16 protein-coding genes, 6 tRNA genes and 3 rRNA genes are annotated in these 26,713 nt (G+C 54.5%); 24 read left to right on the top strand and 1 reads right to left on the bottom strand.

Translation table 11 applies throughout. The features are described 5' to 3' along the window. Positions 1-2: 2 nt before the first annotated feature. Positions 3-1,415, bottom strand: a complete 1,413-nt coding sequence (locus RHM69_RS18120) for a peptidoglycan DD-metalloendopeptidase family protein (protein WP_191949467.1) — start codon at positions 1,413-1,415, stop codon at positions 3-5. Between the two features lie 209 nt (positions 1,416-1,624). On the opposite strand from RHM69_RS18120, the gene tyrS reads away from it, so the two are divergent. The 24 genes from tyrS (at position 1,625) to fusA (ending at position 26,699) form a co-directional block, all read left to right on the top strand. After that, the gene (gene tyrS / locus RHM69_RS18115) at positions 1,625-2,824 is read left to right on the top strand and encodes a tyrosine--tRNA ligase (RefSeq protein ID WP_014720158.1); all 1,200 of its coding nucleotides are present in this window, start codon (positions 1,625-1,627) and stop codon (positions 2,822-2,824) included. 495 nt (positions 2,825-3,319) lie between these two features. Then, positions 3,320-4,856: ribosomal RNA gene (locus RHM69_RS18110) — 16S ribosomal RNA — on the top strand. An 81-nt stretch (positions 4,857-4,937) separates the two neighbouring features. Continuing rightward, a tRNA-Ile gene (locus RHM69_RS18105) sits at positions 4,938-5,014 on the top strand. 30 nt (positions 5,015-5,044) lie between these two features. After that, positions 5,045-5,120, top strand: a tRNA-Ala gene (locus RHM69_RS18100). A 247-nt stretch (positions 5,121-5,367) separates the two neighbouring features. Next, positions 5,368-8,259, top strand: a 23S ribosomal RNA gene (locus RHM69_RS18095). 156 nt (positions 8,260-8,415) lie between these two features. After that, positions 8,416-8,531: ribosomal RNA gene (gene rrf, locus RHM69_RS18090) — 5S ribosomal RNA — on the top strand. The 16S, 23S and 5S rRNA genes sit together here with 2 tRNA genes alongside, the layout of an rRNA operon. A 155-nt stretch (positions 8,532-8,686) precedes the next feature. Beyond that, entirely contained in the window at positions 8,687-9,646 is a 960-nt protein-coding gene (birA, locus tag RHM69_RS18085; protein ID WP_014720157.1) for a bifunctional biotin--[acetyl-CoA-carboxylase] ligase/biotin operon repressor BirA, read from the top strand. Further along, positions 9,636-10,385 carry a pantothenate kinase gene (locus RHM69_RS18080; protein WP_014720156.1) on the top strand — a complete coding sequence of 250 codons (750 nt, stop codon included), beginning with the start codon at positions 9,636-9,638 and terminating at the stop codon, positions 10,383-10,385. Before birA ends, RHM69_RS18080 begins: the two co-directional genes overlap by 11 nt. Positions 10,386-10,392: 7 nt before the next feature. Continuing rightward, complete coding sequence (locus RHM69_RS18075) at positions 10,393-10,839, top strand: hypothetical protein (protein ID WP_200600938.1); 447 nt, start codon at positions 10,393-10,395, stop codon at positions 10,837-10,839. Positions 10,840-10,981: 142 nt separating this feature from the next. After that, positions 10,982-11,066: transfer RNA gene (locus tag RHM69_RS18070), tRNA-Tyr, on the top strand. Between the two features lie 24 nt (positions 11,067-11,090). Beyond that, positions 11,091-11,164: transfer RNA gene (locus RHM69_RS18065), tRNA-Gly, on the top strand. Between the two features lie 26 nt (positions 11,165-11,190). Then, positions 11,191-11,266: transfer RNA gene (locus RHM69_RS18060), tRNA-Thr, on the top strand. Positions 11,267-11,409: 143 nt separating this feature from the next. Beyond that, positions 11,410-11,485, top strand: a tRNA-Trp gene (locus RHM69_RS18055). 45 nt (positions 11,486-11,530) lie between these two features. Continuing rightward, a complete protein-coding gene (gene secE / locus RHM69_RS18050) occupies positions 11,531-11,899 on the top strand; it encodes a preprotein translocase subunit SecE (RefSeq protein ID WP_003194658.1) in 369 nt (122 codons plus the stop codon). 9 nt (positions 11,900-11,908) lie between these two features. After that, positions 11,909-12,442, top strand: a complete 534-nt coding sequence (gene nusG / locus RHM69_RS18045) for a transcription termination/antitermination protein NusG (protein WP_003176436.1) — start codon at positions 11,909-11,911, stop codon at positions 12,440-12,442. 116 nt (positions 12,443-12,558) lie between these two features. Continuing rightward, a complete protein-coding gene (gene rplK / locus RHM69_RS18040; RefSeq protein ID WP_003176435.1) occupies positions 12,559-12,990 on the top strand; it encodes a 50S ribosomal protein L11 in 432 nt (143 codons plus the stop codon). Continuing rightward, a complete protein-coding gene (gene rplA, locus RHM69_RS18035; protein WP_003176434.1) occupies positions 12,990-13,685 on the top strand; it encodes a 50S ribosomal protein L1 in 696 nt (231 codons plus the stop codon). Before rplK ends, rplA begins: the two co-directional genes overlap by 1 nt. A gap of 199 nt (positions 13,686-13,884) precedes the next feature. Beyond that, positions 13,885-14,385, top strand: a complete 501-nt coding sequence (rplJ, locus tag RHM69_RS18030) for a 50S ribosomal protein L10 (protein ID WP_003176433.1) — start codon at positions 13,885-13,887, stop codon at positions 14,383-14,385. A gap of 78 nt (positions 14,386-14,463) precedes the next feature. Then, positions 14,464-14,829, top strand: coding sequence for a 50S ribosomal protein L7/L12 (gene rplL, locus RHM69_RS18025; protein ID WP_003176432.1), 366 nt, complete (start codon positions 14,464-14,466; stop codon positions 14,827-14,829). Between the two features lie 219 nt (positions 14,830-15,048). Then, complete coding sequence (gene rpoB / locus RHM69_RS18020; RefSeq protein ID WP_019819139.1) at positions 15,049-19,122, top strand: DNA-directed RNA polymerase subunit beta; 4,074 nt, start codon at positions 15,049-15,051, stop codon at positions 19,120-19,122. 64 nt (positions 19,123-19,186) lie between these two features. Beyond that, positions 19,187-23,386 (top strand): DNA-directed RNA polymerase subunit beta', encoded by a 4,200-nt coding sequence (rpoC, locus tag RHM69_RS18015; protein WP_019819137.1) that lies wholly within the window; start codon positions 19,187-19,189, stop codon positions 23,384-23,386. A gap of 216 nt (positions 23,387-23,602) precedes the next feature. After that, positions 23,603-23,974: a 30S ribosomal protein S12 gene (rpsL, locus tag RHM69_RS18010; protein WP_002555494.1), complete on the top strand. Its 372-nt coding sequence runs from the start codon at positions 23,603-23,605 to the stop codon at positions 23,972-23,974. Positions 23,975-24,092: 118 nt separating this feature from the next. Next, positions 24,093-24,563, top strand: coding sequence for a 30S ribosomal protein S7 (gene rpsG, locus RHM69_RS18005; RefSeq protein WP_002555493.1), 471 nt, complete (start codon positions 24,093-24,095; stop codon positions 24,561-24,563). A 30-nt stretch (positions 24,564-24,593) separates the two neighbouring features. Then, positions 24,594-26,699 carry an elongation factor G gene (gene fusA / locus RHM69_RS18000; protein WP_003194651.1) on the top strand — a complete coding sequence of 702 codons (2,106 nt, stop codon included), beginning with the start codon at positions 24,594-24,596 and terminating at the stop codon, positions 26,697-26,699. Positions 26,700-26,713: the final 14 nt, after the last annotated feature.

Raw genomic sequence — 26,713 nt, 5'->3', positions numbered from 1 at the left:
CCTTAACGCTTCGCCGAAGCCAGCAAGGTGGAGCGCTCTTGATCCATCCGTGCCATCAGCGGCTGGCTCTGCTGCATGAAGCGCGCGCGTTCGGCCTTGGCAATCGGGTCAGCCATTGGGAGCTTCTGGCCCAGTGGGTCGACGTGTACGCCGTTGACCTGGAACTCATAGTGCAAGTGCGGGCCGGTGGAGAGGCCGGTGGTACCGATGTAACCGATCACTTGGCCCTGTTTCACGTTGCCGCCAGTCTTGACGCCCTTGGCAAAACCTTGCATGTGGCCGTACAGCGTGCGGTACGTGTTGCCGTGCTGGATGATCACCGTATTGCCGTAACCACCACGACGCCCCGCCAACAAGACCTTGCCGTCGCCTGCCGCTTTGATTGGCGTGCCACGCGGCGCGGCATAGTCGACACCCTTGTGCGCGCGAATTTTGTTCAGAATTGGATGCTTGCGGCCCATGGAGAAACGCGAGCTAATACGGGCAAAGTCAACGGGGGTACGGATGAAGGCCTTGCGCATGCTGTTGCCATCAGCTGTGTAGTAGCTGCTGCTGCCCTGTTTGTTGGTGTAGCGCACGGCGGTGTAGGTTTTGCCACGGTTGGTGAAGCGTGCAGACAGAATGTTGCCAGTGCCGACCACTTTTCCGTTGGCTACTTTCTGCTCGTAGATCACGTCGAATTCGTCGCCTTGACGGATGTCCTGAGCGAAGTCGATGTCGTAGCCAAATACGCTGGCCATGTCCATGGTCATGCTATGCGAGAGGCCCGCACGCGCGGCCGATTGCGACAGGGAGCTGTTGATCACGCCGTGTACGTAGGCGGAACGCATGACGGGTTTGGTGGTGATTCGGTTGAATGCGAAGCCTTTGGCGCCTTTGCTCAGGCTGATACTTTCCAGGTCACTGATGCTGGTGTGCAGGTTGTTCAACTGGCCGTCTGGCGTCAGCTCAAATTCAAGCTTCTGGCCACGTTTGAGCTGAGTGAATTGCTTGGCTTGCTTATCGCTGGCGAGCACTTCATTTACAGCGGCGGCAGGCAACCCAACCTTTTCGAACAGGGTAGATAGTGTATCGCCTTTGCCCACGATGACTTCGCGATGCTGGGGATTCTTGGCTGCGGCTGCTGCAGGTGCTTCCTGGGCGGCTTGCTGGGTGTCTTCGGGAGTGCTTTCGATCTGTGCGAAAGGTGACTCAGTTGCAGTGTTTGTGGCTTGTTGAGCGTCGGAAGCGTCTTGATCTTGTGTCAGTTGTTCAACTGGGCTTTCCAGATCGAGGCTCAGGGATGTTCGTTTGGCTTCAACGTCACTGGAAGGGAATACCAGCAGTGCCAGGCTGAGAAGGGCGGCGATACCACTTGCGGCGAGCAGGTGGGTCTTCGGGTAAAGCGGCGGCGCTTTAGACGGTTCAGTGGTCATAAGTAATTTTGACTTTGAAGATGAAATGGAAAAGATGAATGACATGATGAAGATGAAATAACTGTATAAAATATAACCAAATCATCTGTGGCGCAAGCTCGCGAACGCTGGGCTTGCTGAACGGTGTCCGTGCGCAGGGCAAAACTTGTAATTAGTCCCTGATCTTGTATGGTTGGTTCCCTTTTGAATCTGAGCCTTGCGGGTCTGTTATGAAGTCGGTTGAAGAGCAGCTAGCGCTGATAAAACGTGGTGCGGAAGAACTGTTGGTCGAGGCCGAGCTGATCGAAAAGCTCAAGCGTGGCCAACCCCTGCGTATCAAGGCTGGCTTTGATCCGACCGCGCCGGATCTGCACCTGGGTCATACCGTGCTTATTAATAAGCTGCGTCAGTTCCAGGAGTTGGGCCATCAGGTCATCTTCCTTATAGGTGACTTCACCGGGATGATCGGTGATCCAAGCGGCAAGAGCGCTACGCGCCCGCCGCTGACTCGCGAACAGGTGCTCGATAATGCCGAGACCTATAAGACCCAGGTATTCAAGATTCTTGACCCGGCCAAGACCGAGGTGGCGTTCAACTCCACCTGGATGGACAAAATGGGACCGGCAGATTTCATTCGCCTGACGTCCCAGTACACTGTGGCGCGCATGCTCGAGCGCGATGACTTCGACAAGCGCTACTCGACCAATCAGCCAATCGCCATTCATGAGTTCCTTTACCCGCTGGTTCAAGGGTACGACTCGGTGGCGCTGCGTGCGGATGTCGAGCTGGGTGGCACCGATCAGAAGTTCAACCTGCTGATGGGGCGTGAATTGCAGCGCGCCTATGGTCAGGAGGCTCAGTGCATTCTGACCATGCCATTGCTGGAGGGCTTGGATGGCGTCAAGAAGATGTCCAAGTCCCTGGGTAACTATGTCGGTATCCAGGAGGCGCCGGGTGTGATGTACGGCAAGCTAGTATCTATTCCGGATGCGCTGATGTGGCGCTACTTCGAGCTGTTGAGCTTCCGCTCGATGGACGAGATCAATGGGCTGCGTGCGGATGTCGAGGCGGGCGCTAATCCTCGCGATGTGAAGATTAAGCTGGCTGAAGAAATCGTTGCGCGTTTCCATGGTGAGGAGGCTGCGGCCAGCGCTCACCGTGCGGCAGGTAATCGCATGAAAGATGGCGAGCTGCCTGACGATCTGCCCGAGATTGAGCTGACTGCTGCCGAGGCGATGCCGATTGCCGCTGTGCTTAATAAAGCTGGCCTGGTGAAGAATTCAGCGGTCGCGCGTGATCTTTTGGGGTCCGGCGGTGTGCGTATAGATGGTGAGGTGGTTGATCGCACCTTTATATACGAGCTGGGCGCCACTCACGTTTGCCAGGCGGGCAAGAAGGCATTTGCGCGAATTACGCTCAAATCCGAATAAGTCTGAAATAGATGTTGACGGCGAATTATATCTGTCTATAATTCGCCCCACTTCCGGCGCAGTCGAAACGGAAAACTCCTTGGTAAACAATGAGTTACGCAGTTCTCGACAGCAAGTTGCTTCAGTTCATCGAAGCCAAAAGGAAGTTGAAAAAGAGGTGTTGACAACGGCGTGTAACGCTGTAGAATTCGCCTCCCGCTTACGAGAGATCGCAAGCGCAAGTGGTTGAAGTTGTTGAAGAAATCTTCGAAAACTTCTGAAAATAACCACTTGACAGCAAATGAGGCTGCTGTAGAATGCGCGCCTCGGTTGAGACGAAAGATCTTAACCAACCGCTCTTTAACAACTGAATCAAGCAATTCGTGTGGGTGCTTGTGGAGTCAGACTGATAGTCAACAAGATTATCAGCATCACAAGTTACTCCGCGAGAAATCAAAGATGTAACCAACGATTGCTGAGCCAAGTTTAGGGTTTCTTAAAAACCCAAAGATGTTTGAACTGAAGAGTTTGATCATGGCTCAGATTGAACGCTGGCGGCAGGCCTAACACATGCAAGTCGAGCGGTAGAGAGAAGCTTGCTTCTCTTGAGAGCGGCGGACGGGTGAGTAATGCCTAGGAATCTGCCTGGTAGTGGGGGATAACGTTCGGAAACGGACGCTAATACCGCATACGTCCTACGGGAGAAAGCAGGGGACCTTCGGGCCTTGCGCTATCAGATGAGCCTAGGTCGGATTAGCTAGTTGGTGAGGTAATGGCTCACCAAGGCGACGATCCGTAACTGGTCTGAGAGGATGATCAGTCACACTGGAACTGAGACACGGTCCAGACTCCTACGGGAGGCAGCAGTGGGGAATATTGGACAATGGGCGAAAGCCTGATCCAGCCATGCCGCGTGTGTGAAGAAGGTCTTCGGATTGTAAAGCACTTTAAGTTGGGAGGAAGGGTTGTAGATTAATACTCTGCAATTTTGACGTTACCGACAGAATAAGCACCGGCTAACTCTGTGCCAGCAGCCGCGGTAATACAGAGGGTGCAAGCGTTAATCGGAATTACTGGGCGTAAAGCGCGCGTAGGTGGTTTGTTAAGTTGGATGTGAAATCCCCGGGCTCAACCTGGGAACTGCATTCAAAACTGACTGACTAGAGTATGGTAGAGGGTGGTGGAATTTCCTGTGTAGCGGTGAAATGCGTAGATATAGGAAGGAACACCAGTGGCGAAGGCGACCACCTGGACTAATACTGACACTGAGGTGCGAAAGCGTGGGGAGCAAACAGGATTAGATACCCTGGTAGTCCACGCCGTAAACGATGTCAACTAGCCGTTGGAAGCCTTGAGCTTTTAGTGGCGCAGCTAACGCATTAAGTTGACCGCCTGGGGAGTACGGCCGCAAGGTTAAAACTCAAATGAATTGACGGGGGCCCGCACAAGCGGTGGAGCATGTGGTTTAATTCGAAGCAACGCGAAGAACCTTACCAGGCCTTGACATCCAATGAACTTTCTAGAGATAGATTGGTGCCTTCGGGAACATTGAGACAGGTGCTGCATGGCTGTCGTCAGCTCGTGTCGTGAGATGTTGGGTTAAGTCCCGTAACGAGCGCAACCCTTGTCCTTAGTTACCAGCACGTTATGGTGGGCACTCTAAGGAGACTGCCGGTGACAAACCGGAGGAAGGTGGGGATGACGTCAAGTCATCATGGCCCTTACGGCCTGGGCTACACACGTGCTACAATGGTCGGTACAGAGGGTTGCCAAGCCGCGAGGTGGAGCTAATCCCATAAAACCGATCGTAGTCCGGATCGCAGTCTGCAACTCGACTGCGTGAAGTCGGAATCGCTAGTAATCGCGAATCAGAATGTCGCGGTGAATACGTTCCCGGGCCTTGTACACACCGCCCGTCACACCATGGGAGTGGGTTGCACCAGAAGTAGCTAGTCTAACCTTCGGGAGGACGGTTACCACGGTGTGATTCATGACTGGGGTGAAGTCGTAACAAGGTAGCCGTAGGGGAACCTGCGGCTGGATCACCTCCTTAATCGACGACATCAGCTGCTCCATAAGTTCCCACACGAATTGCTTGATTCATTGAAGAAGACGAAAGAAGCAGCCCGAAATTGGGTCTGTAGCTCAGTTGGTTAGAGCGCACCCCTGATAAGGGTGAGGTCGGCAGTTCGAATCTGCCCAGACCCACCAATTTTGTGTGGGAAACGCCTGTAGAAATACGGGGCCATAGCTCAGCTGGGAGAGCGCCTGCCTTGCACGCAGGAGGTCAACGGTTCGATCCCGTTTGGCTCCACCACTACTGCTTCTGTTTGTATAAAGCTTAGAAATGAGCATTCCATCGTTGTGATGGTGAATGTTGATTTCTAGTCTTTGACTAGTTCGTTCTTTAAAAATTTGGGTATGTGATAGAAAGATAGACTGAACGTTACTTTCACTGGTAACGGATCAGGCTAAGGTAAAATTTGTGAGTTCTCTTAACTGAGAAATTCGAATTTTCGGCGAATGTCGTCTTCACAGTATAACCAGATTGCTTGGGGTTATATGGTCAAGTGAAGAAGCGCATACGGTGGATGCCTTGGCAGTCAGAGGCGATGAAAGACGTGGTAGCCTGCGAAAAGCTTCGGGGAGTCGGCAAACAGACTTTGATCCGGAGATGTCTGAATGGGGGAACCCAGCCATCATAAGATGGTTATCTTGTACTGAATACATAGGTGCAAGAGGCGAACCAGGGGAACTGAAACATCTAAGTACCCTGAGGAAAAGAAATCAACCGAGATTCCCTTAGTAGTGGCGAGCGAACGGGGACTAGCCCTTAAGTGGCTTTGAGATTAGCGGAACGCTCTGGAAAGTGCGGCCATAGTGGGTGATAGCCCTGTACGCGAAAATCTCTTAGCCATGAAATCGAGTAGGACGGAGCACGAGAAACTTTGTCTGAATATGGGGGGACCATCCTCCAAGGCTAAATACTACTGACTGACCGATAGTGAACTAGTACCGTGAGGGAAAGGCGAAAAGAACCCCGGAGAGGGGAGTGAAATAGATCCTGAAACCGTATGCGTACAAGCAGTGGGAGCCCACTTTGTTGGGTGACTGCGTACCTTTTGTATAATGGGTCAGCGACTTATTTTCAGTGGCGAGCTTAACCGAATAGGGGAGGCGTAGCGAAAGCGAGTCTTAATAGGGCGTCTAGTCGCTGGGAATAGACCCGAAACCGGGCGATCTATCCATGGGCAGGTTGAAGGTTGGGTAACACTAACTGGAGGACCGAACCGACTACCGTTGAAAAGTTAGCGGATGACCTGTGGATCGGAGTGAAAGGCTAATCAAGCTCGGAGATAGCTGGTTCTCCTCGAAAGCTATTTAGGTAGCGCCTCATGTATCACTGTAGGGGGTAGAGCACTGTTTCGGCTAGGGGGTCATCCCGACTTACCAAACCGATGCAAACTCCGAATACCTACAAGTGCCGAGCATGGGAGACACACGGCGGGTGCTAACGTCCGTCGTGAAAAGGGAAACAACCCAGACCGTCAGCTAAGGTCCCAAAGTTATGGTTAAGTGGGAAACGATGTGGGAAGGCTTAGACAGCTAGGAGGTTGGCTTAGAAGCAGCCACCCTTTAAAGAAAGCGTAATAGCTCACTAGTCGAGTCGGCCTGCGCGGAAGATGTAACGGGGCTCAAACCATACACCGAAGCTACGGGTATCACGTAAGTGATGCGGTAGAGGAGCGTTCTGTAAGCCTGTGAAGGTGAGTTGAGAAGCTTGCTGGAGGTATCAGAAGTGCGAATGCTGACATGAGTAACGATAATGGGTGTGAAAAACACCCACGCCGAAAGACCAAGGTTTCCTGCGCAACGTTAATCGACGCAGGGTTAGTCGGTCCCTAAGGCGAGGCTGAAAAGCGTAGTCGATGGAAAACAGGTTAATATTCCTGTACTTCTGGTTATTGCGATGGAGGGACGGAGAAGGCTAGGCCAGCTTGGCGTTGGTTGTCCAAGTTTAAGGTGGTAGGCTGGAATCTTAGGTAAATCCGGGATTCTAAGGCCGAGAGCTGATGACGAGTTACCTTTCAGGTAACGAAGTGGTTGATGCCATGCTTCCAAGAAAAGCTTCTAAGCTTCAGGTAACCAGGAACCGTACCCCAAACCGACACAGGTGGTTGGGTAGAGAATACCAAGGCGCTTGAGAGAACTCGGGTGAAGGAACTAGGCAAAATGGCACCGTAACTTCGGGAGAAGGTGCGCCGGTGAGGGTGAAGGACTTGCTCCGTAAGCTCATGCCGGTCGAAGATACCAGGCCGCTGCGACTGTTTATTAAAAACACAGCACTCTGCAAACACGAAAGTGGACGTATAGGGTGTGACGCCTGCCCGGTGCCGGAAGGTTAATTGATGGGGTTAGCTAACGCGAAGCTCTTGATCGAAGCCCCGGTAAACGGCGGCCGTAACTATAACGGTCCTAAGGTAGCGAAATTCCTTGTCGGGTAAGTTCCGACCTGCACGAATGGCGTAACGATGGCGGCGCTGTCTCCACCCGAGACTCAGTGAAATTGAAATCGCTGTGAAGATGCAGTGTATCCGCGGCTAGACGGAAAGACCCCGTGAACCTTTACTATAGCTTTGCACTGGACTTTGAATTTGCTTGTGTAGGATAGGTGGGAGGCTTTGAAGCGTGGACGCCAGTCTGCGTGGAGCCATCCTTGAAATACCACCCTGGCAACTTTGAGGTTCTAACTCAGGTCCGTTATCCGGATCGAGGACAGTGTATGGTGGGTAGTTTGACTGGGGCGGTCTCCTCCTAAAGAGTAACGGAGGAGTACGAAGGTGCGCTCAGACCGGTCGGAAATCGGTCGTAGAGTATAAAGGCAAAAGCGCGCTTGACTGCGAGACAGACACGTCGAGCAGGTACGAAAGTAGGTCTTAGTGATCCGGTGGTTCTGTATGGAAGGGCCATCGCTCAACGGATAAAAGGTACTCCGGGGATAACAGGCTGATACCGCCCAAGAGTTCATATCGACGGCGGTGTTTGGCACCTCGATGTCGGCTCATCACATCCTGGGGCTGAAGCCGGTCCCAAGGGTATGGCTGTTCGCCATTTAAAGTGGTACGCGAGCTGGGTTTAGAACGTCGTGAGACAGTTCGGTCCCTATCTGCCGTGGACGTTTGAGATTTGAGAGGGGCTGCTCCTAGTACGAGAGGACCGGAGTGGACGAACCTCTGGTGTTCCGGTTGTCACGCCAGTGGCATTGCCGGGTAGCTATGTTCGGAATAGATAACCGCTGAAAGCATCTAAGCGGGAAACTAGCCTCAAGATGAGATCTCACTGGAACCTTGAGTTCCCTGAAGGGCCGTCGAAGACTACGACGTTGATAGGTTGGGTGTGTAAGCGCTGTGAGGCGTTGAGCTAACCAATACTAATTGCCCGTGAGGCTTGACCATATAACACCCAAGCAATTTGCGAACTCGAGAGAGACCAGATTGCGGTGTGTGAAGACGCAATGAACCGAAAGTTCGACGCTCACAAAACACCACGATCTATCACATACCCAATTTGCTGAAGCGAGGCCAACTGGCCACGACTCAGTACCCGAATTTCTTGACGACCATAGAGCATTGGAACCACCTGATCCCATCCCGAACTCAGCAGTGAAACGATGCATCGCCGATGGTAGTGTGGGGTTTCCCCATGTGAGAGTAGGTCATCGTCAAGATTAAATTCCGAAACCCCAATTGCGAAAGCAGTTGGGGTTTTGTTTTGGGCGCTCGAAAATCTTGTGGGGCGTCGATCAGTACTGATATTCACCCTTTCTATGCAATGACCCTGCGCATGGCTATCATGCGTGCCTCATTCTGAGGCGATATGTGCATGCTGACGTTGTTGAAACTTCTGAAAGATGGTCAGTTCCATTCTGGAGAAGCGCTTGGCGCCGCCCTGGGCGTTAGTCGCAGTGCCGTGTGGAAGCAGCTTCAGCATCTTGAGGCAGAATTGAATCTTCCTATCCATAAGGTTCGGGGTCGTGGGTATAGATTGGCTGCGCCATTGGTATTTTTGAATGCGCAGGAGGTTTCTCGGGAGGCGACTTCCCTATCTTGGCCCGTTCATATTTTCGATTCCATTGACTCCACTAATGCCGAGGCCTTACGTCTTGTCGATGCGGGTAGTGCGGCACCTTTTGTTGTGCTAGCGGAGCAGCAGACGGCTGGTAGGGGGCGCAGAGGCCGTAAATGGGTCAGCCCATTTGCGCAAAACGTTTACTACAGCCTTGTATTGCGTATTGAGGGTGGTCTGCGGCAACTGGAAGGGTTGAGTCTGGTGGTAGGACTGGCAGTCCTGCAGGCTCTGCGTGAGTCGGGTGTGCAGGGCGCGGCTTTGAAGTGGCCAAACGACGTCTTGGTTGGGCACAAGAAAATCTCAGGCATCTTGCTTGAGCTGGTGGGAGATCCCGCGGATATCTGTCACGTTGTGCTAGGGATAGGTATCAATGTGAATATGCAGAGGGCAGCTGATGTTGATCAGCAGTGGACCTCGATGCAGCTTGAGACGGGCTTTTCAGTTGATCGCAATCACCTGGTGGCGCGACTGGGTTTGCAACTCCAAGCCTACCTAGATCGACACAAGGCTGCGGGTTTTGCAGGGTTGCAAGACGAATGGGAGCAGCATCACGCGTGGCAGGGGAAGTCCGTGTCGCTTATCGCGGGCGTCAATCAGATTGATGGGGTTGTGCTGGGCGTGGATCGTCAGGGCGCCTTGCGTTTGGATGTCGGTGGCGTTGAGAAAATATACAGCGGTGGTGAGTTAAGCCTGAGGTTGCGTGATGATTCTTGAGCTCGACTGTGGAAATAGCTTTATCAAATGGCGTGTTCTTGAGTTGAGTGAGGCAACTGTTCGCGCGGAAGGTATCGCAGGTTCAGATATCGCGCTGATCGATAGTTTGGTGGCTTTGCCTGGTCTATTGCTCACGCGTTGTCGGTTAGTGAGTGTTCGCGCGCTTGAGGAGACCGATAAGCTGATAGCTGCCTTGGTAGCGGCATTTGGCGTTGCTGTTTCCTGTGCAACCTCTGCTCAAGAAATGGGCGGAGTGCGCAACGGCTACGAAGACTTCCAGCGCCTGGGGATGGATCGATGGCTGGCCATGCTAGGCGCGTTCAAGTTGGCGTCAGGTGCATGCCTGGTACTCGACTTTGGTACAGCGGCGACAGCAGATTTTATTGGTCCGGACGGTGGGCACCTGGGTGGGTTTATTTGCCCGGGTATGCCGCTTATGCGTAATCAACTGCGAACCCATACCCGCAAGATACGCTATGACGACGCGGCCGCTGAGCGGGCTGTGGAACGTCTCTCTCCTGGTCGTACGACCGTAGAGGCCGTCGAGCGTGGGTGTACGCTCATGCTTAGAGGGTTTGTGCTGACCCAGCTCGAGTTGGCGCGAGGCTATTGGGGGGAGGATTTCACGGTCTTCCTCACTGGCGGCGATGCTGACCTGGTGAGGGATGCTGCGCCTCAGGCTCGGCTGGTCCCGGATCTGGTGTTTGTTGGTTTGGCAATGGCGTGTCCTTTGTCTTGAGGTGATTATGCGCTGGCTGTTTTTACTTTTACTGGTCCTCAATGTTTTCTATTACGTCTGGCATCAGCAAGAGGCGCCATTGCGGGCCAAGGATGTCACGCCCTTGAGTCTCCATCGGGGGGCACAACAAGATATTCGCCTCCTGAGTGAGTCGGCAGATGCGGTGGCGCGGCGTGATCGAGCGAGGCCGGCAGAGGCGCAGAATACCTGCTTGTACATCGGTGGGTTCACTGATCGACGCCAAGCCTCCTCTCTCGAGCAGAGGCTCACCAGCCTGGATATCAAGGTCAAAGTACAGTTGCTGAATACGCCGGACGCCTCGGGTTATTGGTTGCGTGTAGCCCCTGAGAGCCGTCGCCTGGCTGACGATCTGCCCTTTGAAAGCCTTGCTAATGAATTCAATGAGTTAAAACATAAAATAATGCTGTGTGAAGGCATTGCAACTCTCGAATAGTTTGCATAGAATGGCGCCCGCTTCGCAGTGAAGACCTTTAAGGGCTACAGTGCAAAGCGACCGTCAATGCAGCTAACCTCATAATTTAAATGAGAAAATGCTTGACAGAAGGTCGGCGTGATGTAAAATGCCGGCTCGCTTAGGAGGGGTTCCCGAGCGGCCAAAGGGATCAGACTGTAAATCTGACGTCTACGACTTCGAAGGTTCGAATCCTTCCCCCTCCACCATTTTTAGCGTGAGCTGCAAGCTCCGCGGGTATAGTTTAGTGGTAGAACCTCAGCCTTCCAAGCTGATGATGCGGGTTCGATTCCCGCTACCCGCTCCAAGTTTGCAGGTTGTGCAAGGTGTTTCGCTCTTGTAGCTCAGTTGGTAGAGCACACCCTTGGTAAGGGTGAGGTCAGCGGTTCAAATCCGCTCAAGAGCTCCATATGACAAGGCAGATATGAAAATATCTGCCTTTGTTTTAACAGCTGCCTCGGCTTGAATGTTGTTCGATGTTTCAGGTCTTGTGGGGTTGGTTGTTGTAAAGTCTTTTTCAGGCCTGCATAATGGTCGGCCTGATTTTGTTTTAGGTCAGTAGCTCAATTGGCAGAGCGACGGTCTCCAAAACCGTAGGTTGGGGGTTCGATTCCCTCCTGACCTGCCAGATTCACGTGGTGTGTCTGGCTTTCTTTTCACAGGATCTTCATAGATGACTCCTAAGGCTGAAGCTCAAAGCTCTCGTTTCGATCTGGTAAAGTGGCTCGCTGTAGTCGCCTTGGTGGTCGTAGGCGTTGTTGGCAATCAGTACTATTCTGCTTCGCCGATCCTGTACCGTGTACTCGCTTTGCTTGCCCTCGCTGCTGTAGCTGCCTTTGTAGGCCTGCAGACTGCCAAAGGCAAGTCGTTCGCGGTACTGGTTAAGGAAGCTCGCACCGAAATCCGTAAAGTCGTTTGGCCGACTCGCCAAGAAACCACTCAGACCACATTGATTGTCGTGGCTGTTGTTCTGGTTATGGCGTTGCTGTTGTGGGGGCTTGATTCCCTGCTCGGCTGGCTTGTTTCCTTGATTGTTGGCTAAGGGTGTCCCGTGGCTAAGCGTTGGTACGTTGTGCATGCTTACTCGGGTTACGAGAAGCATGTTATGCGCTCTTTGCTGGAGCGCGTAAAGCTGGCAGGCATGGAAGATGGCTTCGGCGAAATTCTGGTTCCCACTGAAGAAGTGGTTGAAATGCGGAATGGGCAGAAGCGCAAAAGCGAACGCAAGTTCTTCCCTGGCTACGTGCTGGTACAAATGGACATGAACGAAGGTACTTGGCACTTGGTCAAGGATACCCCTCGCGTCATGGGCTTCATTGGCGGTACTGCCGACAAGCCTGCTCCGATCACCGACAAAGAGGCGGAAGCAATTCTGCGTCGTGTTGCTGATGGTAGCGACAAGCCCAAGCCGAAGACATTGTTCGAGCCGGGTGAGGTTGTTCGCGTTACAGACGGTCCGTTCGCTGATTTTAACGGTACGGTCGAAGAAGTTAACTACGAAAAGAGCCGGATCCAAGTGGCAGTGCTCATTTTCGGTCGCTCTACCCCGGTAGAGTTGGAGTTCAGCCAGGTCGAAAAGGTCTAGCTGGGCAAGCATCCCAACCCCGCAGCCTAGGCTGTGGGGTTTTGTCGTCACTGGGATAAACGCGCAAGTAACCGGGGAGCCTTTCGAGGCGTTTGAACCCGTAATTGGAGTGCCTCATGGCCAAGAAGATTACCGCTTACATCAAGCTGCAAGTGAAGGCCGCTCAGGCCAACCCTAGCCCACCCGTCGGTCCAGCTCTGGGTCAGCACGGCGTGAACATCATGGAATTCTGCAAGGCCTTCAACGCCCGTACTCAGGGTCTTGAGCCAGGTCTGCCGACTCCAGTGATCATCACTGTATACAGCGACCGTAGCTTCACCTTCGAAACCAAGTCGACCCCGGCTTCGGTTTTGCTGAAGAAAGCTGCCGGTCTGACCAGCGGTTCCGCTCGTCCTAACACCGTTAAGGTTGGCACCGTAACCCGTGCTCAGCTGGAAGAAATCGCGAAAACCAAAAACGCGGATCTGACTGCAGCTGATATGGATGCAGCCGTGCGTACCATCGCCGGTTCTGCTCGTAGCATGGGCCTTAACGTGGAGGGTGTGTAATGGCTAAGCTGACCAAGCGCCAAAAGGCTATCGCCGGCAAGATCGAAGCAGGCAAGTCCTACAACTTCGTAGACGCTGCTGCCCTGCTGACCGAGCTGTCGACTGTCAAGTTCAGCGAGTCTGTTGACGTTGCTGTAAACCTGGGTGTTGACCCACGTAAATCCGACCAGGTCGTTCGTAGCGCTACTGTGCTGCCACACGGCACTGGCAAGACTGTACGTGTTGCTGTCTTCACCCAAGGCCCAGCTGCTGAAGCTGCTCTGGCCGCTGGTGCTGATCGCGTTGGCATGGACGACCTGGCTGCCGAAATGAAAGGCGGCGACCTGAACTATGACGTCGTTATTGCTTCCCCGGATGCAATGCGTGTTGTAGGTCAGTTGGGTCAGATCCTCGGTCCACGTGGCCTGATGCCTAACCCTAAAGTCGGCACCGTAACTCCAGACGTAGCTACCGCGGTTAAAAACGCCAAGGCTGGTCAGGTTCGTTATCGCACCGACAAAAACGGCATCATTCACACCTCCGTTGGCAAAGTCGGCTTCGATGCCGTCAAGCTGAAGGAAAACGTTGAAGCCCTGATCGCTGATCTGAAGCGTATCAAGCCTGCTTCCTCGAAAGGTATCTACGTCAAGCGCGTTACCCTGAGCACCACTATGGGCCCAGGTCTGGTCATCGACCAAGGCTCGCTGGACGTATAAGACATAAATTGGCGCAAGTAATTGCGCCAATTGAAAGATTGGGGTCCCTGCCTGGCGGGGGCTATCCAAGACCGTAGGCGACGCAAGTCTTAAACCAACAAGCCTACGCAGATGGTGCTCCCGGTTCCTTACCGAATCAGACACCAAAACGACATCAGGCCTAGGCCAGATGAAACGGTAACAAGCAGGAGTTAAACCCGTGGCAATTAATCTCGAAGACAAGAAGGCCATCGTCGCTGAAGTCAACGAGGCTGCCAAAGCTGCTCTGTCCGCTGTCGTGGCTGATGCCCGTGGTGTGACAGTAGGCGCTATGACCGGACTCCGTAAAGAGGCTCGTGAAGCTGGCGTATACGTACGTGTTGTACGTAACACCCTGCTCAAGCGCGCCGTTGCTGACACTGAATACAGTGTTCTCAACGACGTGTTCACCGGCCCGACTCTGATCGCGTTCTCTAAAGATCATCCAGGCGCTGCTGCCCGTTTGTTCAAAGAATTCGCCAAGAGTCAGGATAAGTTCGAGATCAAGGCAGCTGCGTTCGAGGGCAAGTTCCTCGCAGCTAACCAAATCGACGTACTGGCAACACTGCCGACCCGTAACGAAGCTATTTCGCAGCTGATGAGCGTGATTCAAGGCGCTACCAGCAAGCTGGCTCGTACTCTGGCTGCAGTTCGCGAGCAAAAAGAAGCTGCCGCAGCCTAAGGCTGAGCAAATTCTCTCGCGTATTTTTGTTTATTTCGATGGCCGCGTAGGCCGTCCCCCAATTCAGGAAATACAGCAATGTCTATCTCCCAAGACGATATCCTCAACGCCGTAGCTGAAATGTCGGTTCTGCAGGTTGTTGAGCTGATCAAAGCTTTCGAAGAAAAATTCGGCGTTTCCGCTGCCGCTGCTTCCGCTGGCCCAGCTGTTGCTGCTGTCGCTGCTGAAGAGCAAACCGAATTCAACGTCATGCTGCTGGAAGCTGGCGAGAAGAAAGTAAACGTGATCAAGGCAGTACGTGAACTGACCGGTCTGGGCCTGAAAGAAGCCAAGGCTGTAGTTGACGGCGCTCCTGCCCAGGTTCTGGAAGCAGTGTCGAAAGACGCCGCTGACAAAGCCAAAGCTACTCTGGAAGAAGCAGGCGCTAAAGTCGAGCTGAAGTAAGCATCGACCTTGCGTCTCCAGCCCAAGCGTTAAGCTGAAGGCTGATGGCTGGTGGCTCTTGCCACCGGCCTTTTTCCGTTCTTGGCTGTCGACTCGGTCGCCGCCATTAACGCGCTGTAGCCACCCGAAGCGGTGGTGCAAACCATGGGGTTTGCAAGATTTTCTGGCTGCTCCCGTCGGAGGGGCCAAACAAGCAGGTGACCAAGCTGGGGAACGCTGATGGCTTACTCATATACTGAGAAAAAACGTATCCGCAAGGACTTTAGCAAGTTGCCGGACGTCATGGATGTCCCGTACCTTCTGGCTATCCAGCTGGATTCGTATCGTGAATTCTTGCAGGCGGGAGCGACCAAAGATCAGTTCCGCGACGTGGGCCTGCATGCGGCCTTCAAATCCGTTTTCCCGATCATCAGCTACTCCGGCAATGCTGCGCTGGAGTACGTCGGTTATCGCCTGGGCGAACCGGCATTTGATGTCAAAGAATGCGTGTTGCGTGGCGTTACGTACGCCGTACCTTTGCGGGTAAAAGTCCGTCTGATCATTTTCGACAAAGAATCGTCGAACAAAGCGATCAAGGACATCAAAGAGCAAGAAGTCTACATGGGCGAAATCCCACTGATGACTGAAAACGGTACCTTCGTAATCAACGGTACCGAGCGTGTAATCGTTTCCCAGCTGCACCGTTCCCCGGGCGTGTTCTTCGACCACGACCGCGGCAAGACGCACAGCTCCGGCAAACTCCTGTACTCCGCGCGGATCATTCCGTACCGCGGTTCGTGGTTGGACTTCGAGTTCGACCCGAAAGACTGCGTGTTCGTGCGTATCGACCGTCGTCGCAAGCTGCCGGCCTCGGTATTGCTGCGCGCGCTCGGTTACACCACTGAGCAAGTGCTGGATGCTTTCTATACCACCAACGTATTCAGCCTGAAGGATGAAACCCTCAAGCTGGAACTGATCGCTTCGCGTCTGCGTGGTGAAATTGCCGTCCTGGACATCCAGGATGAAAAAGGCAAGGTCATCGTTGAGGCTGGCCGTCGTATCACTGCGCGCCACATCAACCAGATCGAAAAAGCCGGTATCAAAGAGCTGGAAGTGCCTCTGGACTACGTTCTGGGTCGCACTACCGCCAAGGTCATCGTTCACCCGGCTACAGGCGAAATCCTGGCTGAGTGCAACACCGAGCTGAACACCGAGATCCTGGCCAAAATCGCCAAGGCCCAGGTTGTTCGCATCGAGACCCTGTACACCAACGATATCGACTGCGGTCCGTTCATCTCCGACACACTGAAGATCGACTCCACCAGCAACCAATTGGAAGCGCTGGTCGAGATCTATCGCATGATGCGTCCTGGTGAGCCACCAACCAAAGACGCTGCCGAAACCCTGTTCAACAACCTGTTCTTCAGCCCTGAGCGCTATGACCTGTCTGCGGTCGGCCGGATGAAGTTCAACCGTCGTATCGGTCGTACCGAGATCGAAGGTTCGGGCGTGCTGTGCAAGGAAGACATCGTTGCGGTACTGAAGACCCTGGTCGACATCCGTAACGGCAAAGGCATCGTCGATGACATCGACCACTTGGGTAACCGTCGTGTTCGCTGCGTAGGCGAAATGGCCGAGAACCAGTTCCGTGTTGGCCTGGTGCGTGTTGAGCGTGCGGTCAAAGAACGTCTGTCGATGGCTGAAAGCGAAGGCCTGATGCCGCAAGACCTGATCAACGCCAAGCCAGTGGCTGCGGCGGTGAAAGAGTTCTTCGGTTCCAGCCAGCTTTCGCAGTTCATGGACCAGAACAACCCGCTCTCCGAGATCACCCACAAGCGCCGTGTTTCTGCACTGGGCCCGGGCGGTCTGACCCGTGAGCGTGCAGGCTTTGAAGTTCGTGACGTACACCCGACGCACTACGGTCGTGTTTGCCCGATCGAAACGCCGGAAGGTCCGAACATCGGTCTGATCAACTCCCTGGCCGCTTATGCGCGCACCAACCAGTACGGCTTCCTCGAAAGCCCGTACCGTGTGGTGAAAGACGCTCTGGTCACCGACGAGATCGTGTTCCTGTCCGCCATCGAAGAAGCTGATCACGTGATCGCTCAGGCTTCGGCCACGATGAACGACAAGAAAGTCCTGATCGACGAGCTGGTAGCTGTTCGTCACTTGAACGAGTTCACCGTCAAGGCGCCGGAAGACGTCACCTTGATGGACGTTTCTCCGAAGCAGGTAGTGTCGGTTGCAGCGTCGCTGATCCCGTTCCTGGAACACGATGACGCCAACCGTGCGTTGATGGGTTCCAACATGCAGCGTCAAGCTGTACCGACCCTGCGTGCTGACAAGCCGCTGGTAGGTACCGGCATGGAGCGCAACGTAGCCCGTGACTCCGGCGTTTGCGTCGTGGCTCGTCGTGGCGGCGTGATCGACTCCGTTGATGCCAGCCGTATCGTGGTTCGTGTTGCCGATGACGAAGTAGAAACTGGCGAAGCCGGTGTCGACATCTACAACCTGACCAAATACACCCGCTCGAACCAGAACACCTGCATCAACCAGCGTCCGCTGGTGAGCAAGGGTGATCGCGTTCAGCGTAGCGACATCATGGCCGACGGCCCGTCCACCGACATGGGTGAGCTGGCTCTGGGTCAGAACATGCGCATCGCGTTCATGGCATGGAACGGCTTCAACTTCGAAGACTCCATCTGCCTGTCCGAGCGTGTGGTTCAAGAAGACCGCTTCACCACGATCCACATCCAGGAACTGACCTGTGTGGCACGTGATACCAAGCTTGGGCCAGAGGAAATCACTGCAGACATCCCGAACGTGGGTGAAGCTGCACTGAACAAGCTGGACGAAGCCGGTATCGTTTACGTAGGTGCTGAAGTTGGCGCTGGCGACATCCTGGTCGGTAAGGTCACTCCGAAAGGCGAGACCCAACTGACGCCGGAAGAGAAGCTGCTGCGTGCCATCTTCGGTGAAAAAGCCAGCGACGTTAAAGACACTTCCCTGCGTGTACCTACCGGTACCAAGGGTACTGTCATCGACGTACAGGTCTTCACCCGTGACGGCGTTGAGCGTGATGCTCGTGCACTGTCCATCGAGAAGACCCAGCTCGACGAGATCCGCAAGGACCTGAACGAAGAGTTCCGTATCGTTGAAGGCGCGACCTTCGAACGTCTGCGTTCCGCTCTGGTAGGCCACAAGGCTGAAGGCGGCGCAGGTCTGAAGAAAGGTCAGGACATCACCGACGAAATTCTCGACGGTCTTGAGCACGGCCAGTGGTTCAAACTGCGCATGGCTGAAGACGCTCTGAACGAGCAGCTCGAGAAGGCCCAGGCCTATATCGTTGATCGCCGCCGTCTGCTGGACGACAAGTTCGAAGACAAGAAGCGCAAACTGCAGCAGGGCGATGACCTGGCTCCAGGCGTGCTGAAAATCGTCAAGGTTTACCTGGCAATCCGTCGCCGCATCCAACCGGGCGACAAGATGGCCGGTCGTCACGGTAACAAAGGTGTGGTCTCCGTGATCATGCCGGTTGAAGACATGCCGCACGATGCCAATGGCACCCCGGTCGACGTCGTCCTTAACCCGTTGGGCGTACCTTCGCGTATGAACGTTGGTCAGATCCTTGAAACCCACCTGGGCCTCGCGGCCAAAGGTCTGGGCGAGAAGATCAACCGTATGATCGAAGAGCAGCGCAAGGTCGCAGACCTGCGCAAGTTCCTGCACGAGATCTACAACGAGATCGGCGGTCGCAACGAAGAGCTGGACACCTTCTCCGACCAGGAAATCCTGGATCTGGCGAAGAACCTGCGCGGCGGCGTTCCAATGGCTACCCCGGTGTTCGACGGTGCCAAGGAAAGCGAAATCAAGGCCATGCTGAAACTGGCAGACCTGCCGGAAAGCGGCCAGATGCAGCTGTTCGACGGCCGTACCGGCAACAAGTTTGAGCGCCCGGTTACTGTTGGCTACATGTACATGCTGAAGCTGAACCACTTGGTAGACGACAAGATGCACGCTCGTTCTACCGGTTCGTACAGCCTGGTTACCCAGCAGCCGCTGGGTGGTAAGGCTCAGTTCGGTGGTCAGCGTTTCGGGGAGATGGAGGTCTGGGCACTGGAAGCATACGGTGCTGCATACACTCTGCAAGAAATGCTCACAGTGAAGTCGGACGATGTGAACGGTCGTACCAAGATGTACAAAAACATCGTGGACGGCGATCACCGTATGGAGCCGGGCATGCCCGAGTCCTTCAACGTGTTGATCAAAGAAATTCGTTCCCTCGGCATCGATATCGATCTGGAAACCGAATAACACGTGACGCGAATCGAGAGCGTGGCCGTTTGGCCCGCTCTCTGCTCCGCCAGGAGGAAAGGCCTTGAAAGACCTACTGAATTTGCTGAAAAACCAGGGTCAAGTCGAAGAGTTTGACGCCATCCGTATTGGATTGGCATCGCCTGAGATGATCCGTTCGTGGTCGTTCGGTGAAGTTAAAAAGCCGGAAACCATCAACTACCGTACGTTCAAGCCTGAGCGTGACGGCCTGTTCTGCGCCAAGATCTTTGGCCCGGTAAAGGATTACGAGTGCCTGTGCGGTAAGTACAAGCGCTTGAAGCACCGTGGTGTGATCTGCGAGAAGTGCGGCGTTGAAGTTGCGCTGGCCAAGGTTCGTCGTGAGCGCATGGCGCACATCGAACTGGCTTCGCCGGTTGCCCACATCTGGTTCCTGAAATCGCTGCCGTCCCGTATCGGCTTGCTGATGGACATGACCCTGCGTGATATCGAACGTGTTCTCTACTTCGAGAGCTATGTCGTTATCGATCCAGGCATGACCACCCTTGAAAAGGGTCAGCTGCTGAACGACGAGCAGTACTTCGAAGCGCTGGAAGAGTTCGGTGACGATTTCGATGCCCGCATGGGTGCCGAAGCTGTCCGCGAGCTGCTGCACGCTATCGACCTGGAACACGAGATTGGTCGTCTGCGCGAAGAAATTCCGCAAACCAACTCCGAAACCAAGATCAAGAAACTGTCCAAGCGTCTGAAGTTGATGGAAGCCTTCCAGGGTTCCGGCAACTTGCCAGAGTGGATGGTGCTGACCGTTCTGCCGGTTCTGCCGCCAGACCTGCGTCCGCTGGTGCCGTTGGACGGTGGTCGTTTCGCGACGTCCGACCTCAACGACCTGTACCGCCGCGTGATCAACCGTAACAACCGCTTGAAGCGCCTGCTTGATCTGTCCGCTCCGGACATCATCGTGCGCAACGAAAAGCGTATGTTGCAGGAAGCGGTCGATGCCTTGCTCGACAACGGTCGTCGTGGTCGCGCTATCACCGGTTCCAACAAGCGCCCTCTGAAATCCCTGGCTGACATGATCAAGGGTAAGCAAGGTCGTTTCCGTCAGAACTTGCTCGGTAAGCGTGTTGACTACTCCGGTCGTTCGGTAATTACCGTAGGCCCGACCCTGCGTCTGCACCAGTGCGGTCTGCCCAAGAAGATGGCACTTGAGCTGTTCAAGCCATTCATCTTCGGCAAGCTGGAAATGCGTGGTCTGGCGACCACCATCAAAGCGGCCAAGAAAATGGTCGAGCGCGAACTGCCCGAAGTTTGGGACGTTCTCGCCGAAGTGATTCGCGAACACCCGGTTCTCCTCAACCGTGCACCGACCCTTCACCGTCTGGGTATCCAGGCGTTTGAACCAGTACTGATCGAAGGTAAGGCTATCCAGCTGCATCCTCTGGTCTGTGCCGCGTACAACGCCGACTTCGACGGCGACCAAATGGCCGTGCACGTACCGCTGACACTGGAAGCCCAGTTGGAAGCGCGTGCGTTGATGATGTCGACCAACAACATTCTGTCGCCAGCCAACGGTGAGCCAATCATCGTTCCGTCGCAGGACGTTGTATTGGGTCTGTACTACATGACTCGTGAAGCGATCAACGCCAAAGGCGAAGGTCGTGTGTTTGCTGACCTGCAGGAAGTTGACCGTGTGTTCCGTGCCGGCGAAGCCGCACTGCACGCCAAGGTCAAGGTGCGGATCCACGAAACCGTCAACGACCGTGACGGCGGCAGCGTGAGCAACACCCGTATCGTCGACACCACTGTCGGCCGTGCGCTGTTGTACCAGGTTGTGCCAAAAGGTCTGTCGTACGACGTCGTCAACCTGCCGATGAAGAAAAAGGCGATCTCCAAGCTGATCAACCAGTGCTACCGCGTGGTTGGTTTGAAAGAGACCGTTATCTTCGCTGACCAGTTGATGTACACAGGTTTCGCTTACTCGACTATCTCCGGCGTTTCCATCGGCGTTAACGACTTCGTTATCCCGGATGAAAAAGCCCGCATCATCAGTGCTGCCACTGACGAAGTGAAAGAGATCGAGAGCCAGTACGCCTCCGGCCTGGTAACCCAGGGCGAGAAGTACAACAAAGTGATCGACCTTTGGTCCAAGGCCAACGACGAAGTGTCCAAGGCGATGATGGCCAACCTCTCGAAAGAGAAAGTCATCGACCGTCATGGCGTCGAAGTCGATCAAGAGTCTTTCAACTCGATGTACATGATGGCCGACTCGGGCGCACGGGGTTCTGCTGCGCAGATCCGTCAGCTCGCCGGTATGCGTGGCCTGATGGCCAAGCCGGACGGTTCCATCATCGAAACGCCGATCACTGCGAACTTCCGTGAAGGTTTGAGCGTACTTCAGTACTTCATCTCCACTCACGGTGCTCGTAAGGGTCTTGCGGATACCGCGTTGAAAACCGCTAACTCCGGTTACCTGACTCGTCGTCTGGTAGACGTTGCACAAGATCTGGTTGTAACCGAGATCGATTGCGGCACCGAGCACGGCCTGCTGATGACGCCGCACATTGAAGGCGGTGACGTTGTAGAGCCGCTGGGTGAGCGCGTATTGGGTCGTGTTATTGCCCGTGACGTATTCAAGCCAGGTACCGAGGAAGTTATCGTTCCTGCCGGCACCCTGGTTGACGAGAAGTGGGTCGAGTTCATCGAACTCAACAGCATCGACGAAGTGATCGTTCGCTCGCCGATCAGCTGCGAAACCCGCTACGGCATCTGCGCCAAGTGCTATGGCCGTGACTTGGCTCGTGGTCACCAGGTGAACATCGGTGAAGCGGTCGGCGTTATCGCTGCCCAGTCCATCGGTGAGCCGGGTACCCAGCTGACCATGCGTACGTTCCACATCGGTGGTGCGGCAAGCCGGACCTCCGCAGCCGACAGCGTTCAGGTGAAGAATGGCGGTACCGTCCGCCTGCATAACCTCAAGCACGTTGAGCGAGTGGATGGTCACCTGGTTGCTGTGTCCCGTTCCGGTGAGCTGGCCATCGCTGATGACTACGGTCGTGAGCGTGAGCGTTACAAGCTGCCGTACGGTGCTGTGATTTCGGTTAAAGAAGGTGACAAGGTCGACGCTGGCGCAATCGTGGCCAAGTGGGATCCGCACACTCACCCAATCGTTACCGAAATGAAAGGTACCGTGACCTACGTGGGCATGGAAGAAGGCATCACGATCAAGCGTCAGACTGACGAATTGACCGGTATGACCAACATTGAAGTACTCGACGCCAAAGATCGTCCAGCTGCCGGCAAAGACATCCGTCCTGCCGTGAAGATGGTCGACGACAACGGCAAGGACCTGTTGCTGCCAGGCACTGACGTAATCGCTCAGTACTTCCTGCCAGCCAACGCCCTGGTCGGTGTAGCGGATGGTGCGAAGATCGCGATCGGTGATGTTATCGCGCGTATCCCGCAAGAAACTTCGAAGACCCGTGACATCACCGGTGGTCTGCCGCGTGTTGCCGACTTGTTCGAAGCTCGTCGTCCGAAAGAAGCGTCGATTCTGGCTGAAGTCAGCGGCACCATCGCGTTCGGTAAAGAGACCAAGGGCAAGCGCCGTCTGGTCATTACCCCGAACGACGGTAGCGATCCGTATGAAGAGCTGATTCCGAAGTGGCGTCACCTGAACGTGTTCGAAGGCGAACAGGTAAACCGCGGCGAAGTTATCTCCGACGGTCCGAGCGATCCACACGACATCCTGCGTCTGCTGGGTGTGAGTGCGCTGGCCAAGTACATCGTTAACGAGATCCAGGACGTTTACCGTCTGCAAGGCGTGAAGATCAACGACAAGCACATCGAGACCATCCTGCGTCAGATGCTGCGTAAAGTTGAAATCGCTGAATCCGGCGATTCCAGTTTCATCAAGGGCGACCAGATGGAACTGACTCACGTACTGGTAGAAAACGAGCGCCTGGCGAACGAAGAGAAATTTGTCTCCAAGTTCACTCGCGTGCTGCTGGGTATCACCAAGGCGTCGTTGTCCACTGAGTCGTTCATCTCGGCGGCCTCCTTCCAGGAGACCACTCGCGTACTGACCGAAGCAGCGGTAACCGGCAAGCGCGATTACCTGCGCGGCCTGAAAGAAAACGTAGTCGTGGGTCGTCTGATCCCGGCAGGTACCGGTTTGGCTTACCACAGCGAGCGTAAGCGTCGCCGTGATGCTGACAAGCCGCTGCGCGTAAGCGCCAGTGAAGTGGAAGCTGCACTGACCGAAGCGCTGAACTCAAGCGGTAACTGAGTTCTGCGATAGATGAGTCTGGGCCCTGGCACTCCCGTTCGTCGGATCGAGGCATTTTTGCCCCGGTTCGACGCGAGGGGAGGTCGGGGCCTTGCCTTGACTGGGGACAAGATCCTCTTTAGACTCTTGTACCCCTAAATTTGGCGGGAATTCGTTCCTGCCATTTTGCTTTTCTTGCAAGACAATAGCGTCGCAAGACAACAGTGGAGCTAGTAGATGGCAACTATCAACCAGCTGGTACGTCAGCCGCGTAAGCGTATCGTCGAGAAATCCGACGTACCTGCGCTGCAGAACTGCCCGCAACGTCGTGGCGTATGCACCCGTGTGTATACCACCACGCCGAAAAAACCTAACTCGGCACTGCGTAAAGTATGCCGTGTGCGTCTGACCAACGGTTTCGAGGTTTCCTCGTACATCGGCGGTGAAGGCCACAACCTGCAAGAGCACAGCGTGGTACTGATCCGCGGCGGTCGTGTAAAAGACTTGCCAGGTGTTCGTTATCACACCGTACGCGGTTCCTTGGATACTTCCGGCGTTAAAGGTCGTAACCAGGGTCGTTCGAAGTACGGTACCAAGAAGCCTAAGTAGTAGCGGCTTTTTGTAAACCTGAATCATCTTATTTTCTGAGTCGATAAGAGTAAGGTCGGAGGCGTCCCGAAAGGGCACCGATTCCGAGCGAACCTGAAGACCGTTTGAGGGCTTATCCATGCCAAGAAGACGCGTAGCAGCCAAGCGCGAAGTGCTTGACGATCCAAAATACGGAAGCCAAATCCTGGCCAAGTTCATGAACCACGTAATGGAAAGCGGCAAGAAAGCCGTTGCCGAGCGTATCGTTTATGGCGCGCTGGAAAAGGTTAAAGAACGCAAGAACAGCGACCCCCTGGAAATCTTCGAGAAAGCTCTCGACGCCATCGCTCCGCTGGTCGAAGTGAAGTCGCGCCGTGTAGGCGGTGCTACTTACCAGGTTCCGGTTGAAGTTCGCCCGTCCCGTCGTAACGCTCTGGCAATGCGCTGGTTGGTAGACTTCGCCCGTAAGCGCGGCGAGAAGTCTATGGCTCTGCGTTTGGCCGGCGAACTGTTGGACGCTGCTGAAGGTAAAGGTGCTGCTGTTAAGAAGCGTGAAGACGTGCACCGTATGGCTGAAGCCAACAAAGCTTTCTCGCACTACCGCTTCTAATTTTAGCTTCACTAATTTTGCGAGGGCTTTATGGCTCGTACTACTCCGATTAGCCGCTACCGTAACATCGGTATCGTCGCTCACGTGGATGCTGGTAAAACCACCACCACCGAGCGCGTACTGTTTTACACCGGCAAAAGTCACAAAATGGGCGAGGTGCATGACGGCGCCGCGACCACAGACTGGATGGTTCAGGAGCAGGAGCGTGGTATTACCATTACTTCTGCTGCTATTACCGCCTTCTGGAAGGGTTCCGAGAAGCAGTACAAAGATGAGCATCGCTTCAACGTAATCGATACCCCGGGCCACGTAGACTTCACCATTGAAGTTGAACGTTCCCTGCGCGTACTCGACGGCGCTGTCGTTGTGTTCTGCGGCACCTCGGGTGTTGAGCCTCAGTCGGAAACCGTATGGCGTCAAGCCAACAAGTACGGTGTTCCACGTCTTGTTTATGTAAACAAGATGGACCGTGCTGGTGCCAACTTCCTGCGCGTGATCGGTCAGATCAAGCAGCGTCTGGGTCACACTCCGGTGCCTATCCAGTTGGCTATCGGTTCCGAAGACAACTTCCAGGGTCAGATCGATCTGATCAACATGGAAGCTGTTTACTGGAATGATTCCGACAAAGGTATGGTTCCTGTTCGTAAGCCTATCCCTGAAGAACTTCAGGAACTGGCTGACGAGTGGCGCAACAACATGGTTGAGGCTGCTGCCGAAGCCAGCGAAGAGCTGATGAACAAATACCTCGAAGGTGAAGAACTCACCAACGTGGAAATCAAGGCCGCTCTGCGTCAGCGTACTATCGCTGGTGAGATCGTCTTGGCTGTTTGCGGTTCCTCGTTCAAGAACAAGGGTGTTCCCCTGGTTCTCGACGCCGTTATCGACTACCTGCCTGCTCCAACCGACATTCCTGCTATCAAGGGTTCCAACCCTGATAACGAGGAAGAAGAAATGGAGCGTCACGCCGATGACAACGAGCCGTTCTCGGCTCTGGCGTTCAAGATCGCTACCGACCCATTCGTGGGTACTTTGACCTTCGTCCGCGTTTACTCGGGCGTGTTGGCCTCCGGCGACGGCGTGATCAACTCGGTTAAAGGCAAGAAAGAGCGCGTGGGTCGTATGGTGCAAATGCACGCAAACGCCCGTGAAGAGATCAAGGAAGTACGCGCTGGTGACATCGCGGCCCTGATCGGCATGAAGGACGTCACCACTGGTGAGACTTTGTGCGACGCTGCCAAGCCAATCATCCTGGTTCGCATGGACTTCCCGGAGCCGGTTATTTCGGTTGCCGTAGAGCCTAAAACCAAGGATGACCAGGAAAAAATGGGTATCGCTCTGGGCAAGCTTGCTCAGGAAGATCCATCTTTCCGCGTCAAGACTGATGAAGAGACTGGTCAAACGATCATCTCCGGCATGGGCGAGCTGCACCTGGACATCCTGGTTGACCGGATGCGCCGTGAGTTCAACGTCGAAGCCAACATCGGTAAGCCTCAGGTTTCCTATCGTGAGCGCATCACGAAGAACTGTGAAATCGAAGGCAAGTTCGTTCGTCAGTCCGGCGGTCGTGGTCAGTTCGGTCACTGCTGGATCCGTTTTGCTCCTGCTGACGAAGGTCAGGAAGGTCTGCAATTCGTGAACGAAGTAGTAGGTGGTGTTGTTCCTAAGGAATACATCCCTGCTATCCAGAAGGGTATCGAAGAGCAGATGAAGAACGGTGTTGTTGCCGGCTATCCGCTGATCGGCCTGAAAGCAACCGTTTTTGACGGTTCTTACCACGACGTCGACTCCAACGAGATGGCGTTTAAGGTGGCTGCTTCCATGGCAACCAAGCAACTGGCCCAGAAGGGCGGTGGTGAGTTGCTTGAGCCAATCATGGCGGTAGAAGTTGTTACACCTGAAGACTATATGGGTGATGTCATGGGCGACCTTAACCGTCGTCGCGGCATGATCTTGGGTATGGAAGACACGGTTTCCGGCAAAGTGATTCGCGCCGAGGTTCCGTTGGGCGAGATGTTCGGTTATGCGACCGACGTTCGTTCCATGTCCCAGGGTCGCGCAAGCTACTCTATGGAATTCAAAAAATACAACACAGCTCCGGCGCACATCGCTGAAACTGTATCCAAAAAACAAGGCTGATTCAGTCCTTTAGG

The sequence above is a fragment of the Pseudomonas sp. CCI1.1 genome (assembly GCF_034348165.1).
In the GTDB taxonomy this organism is placed as follows: domain Bacteria; phylum Pseudomonadota; class Gammaproteobacteria; order Pseudomonadales; family Pseudomonadaceae; genus Aquipseudomonas; species Aquipseudomonas paracarnis.
This window is presented reverse-complemented; position numbering and strand designations above follow the sequence as displayed.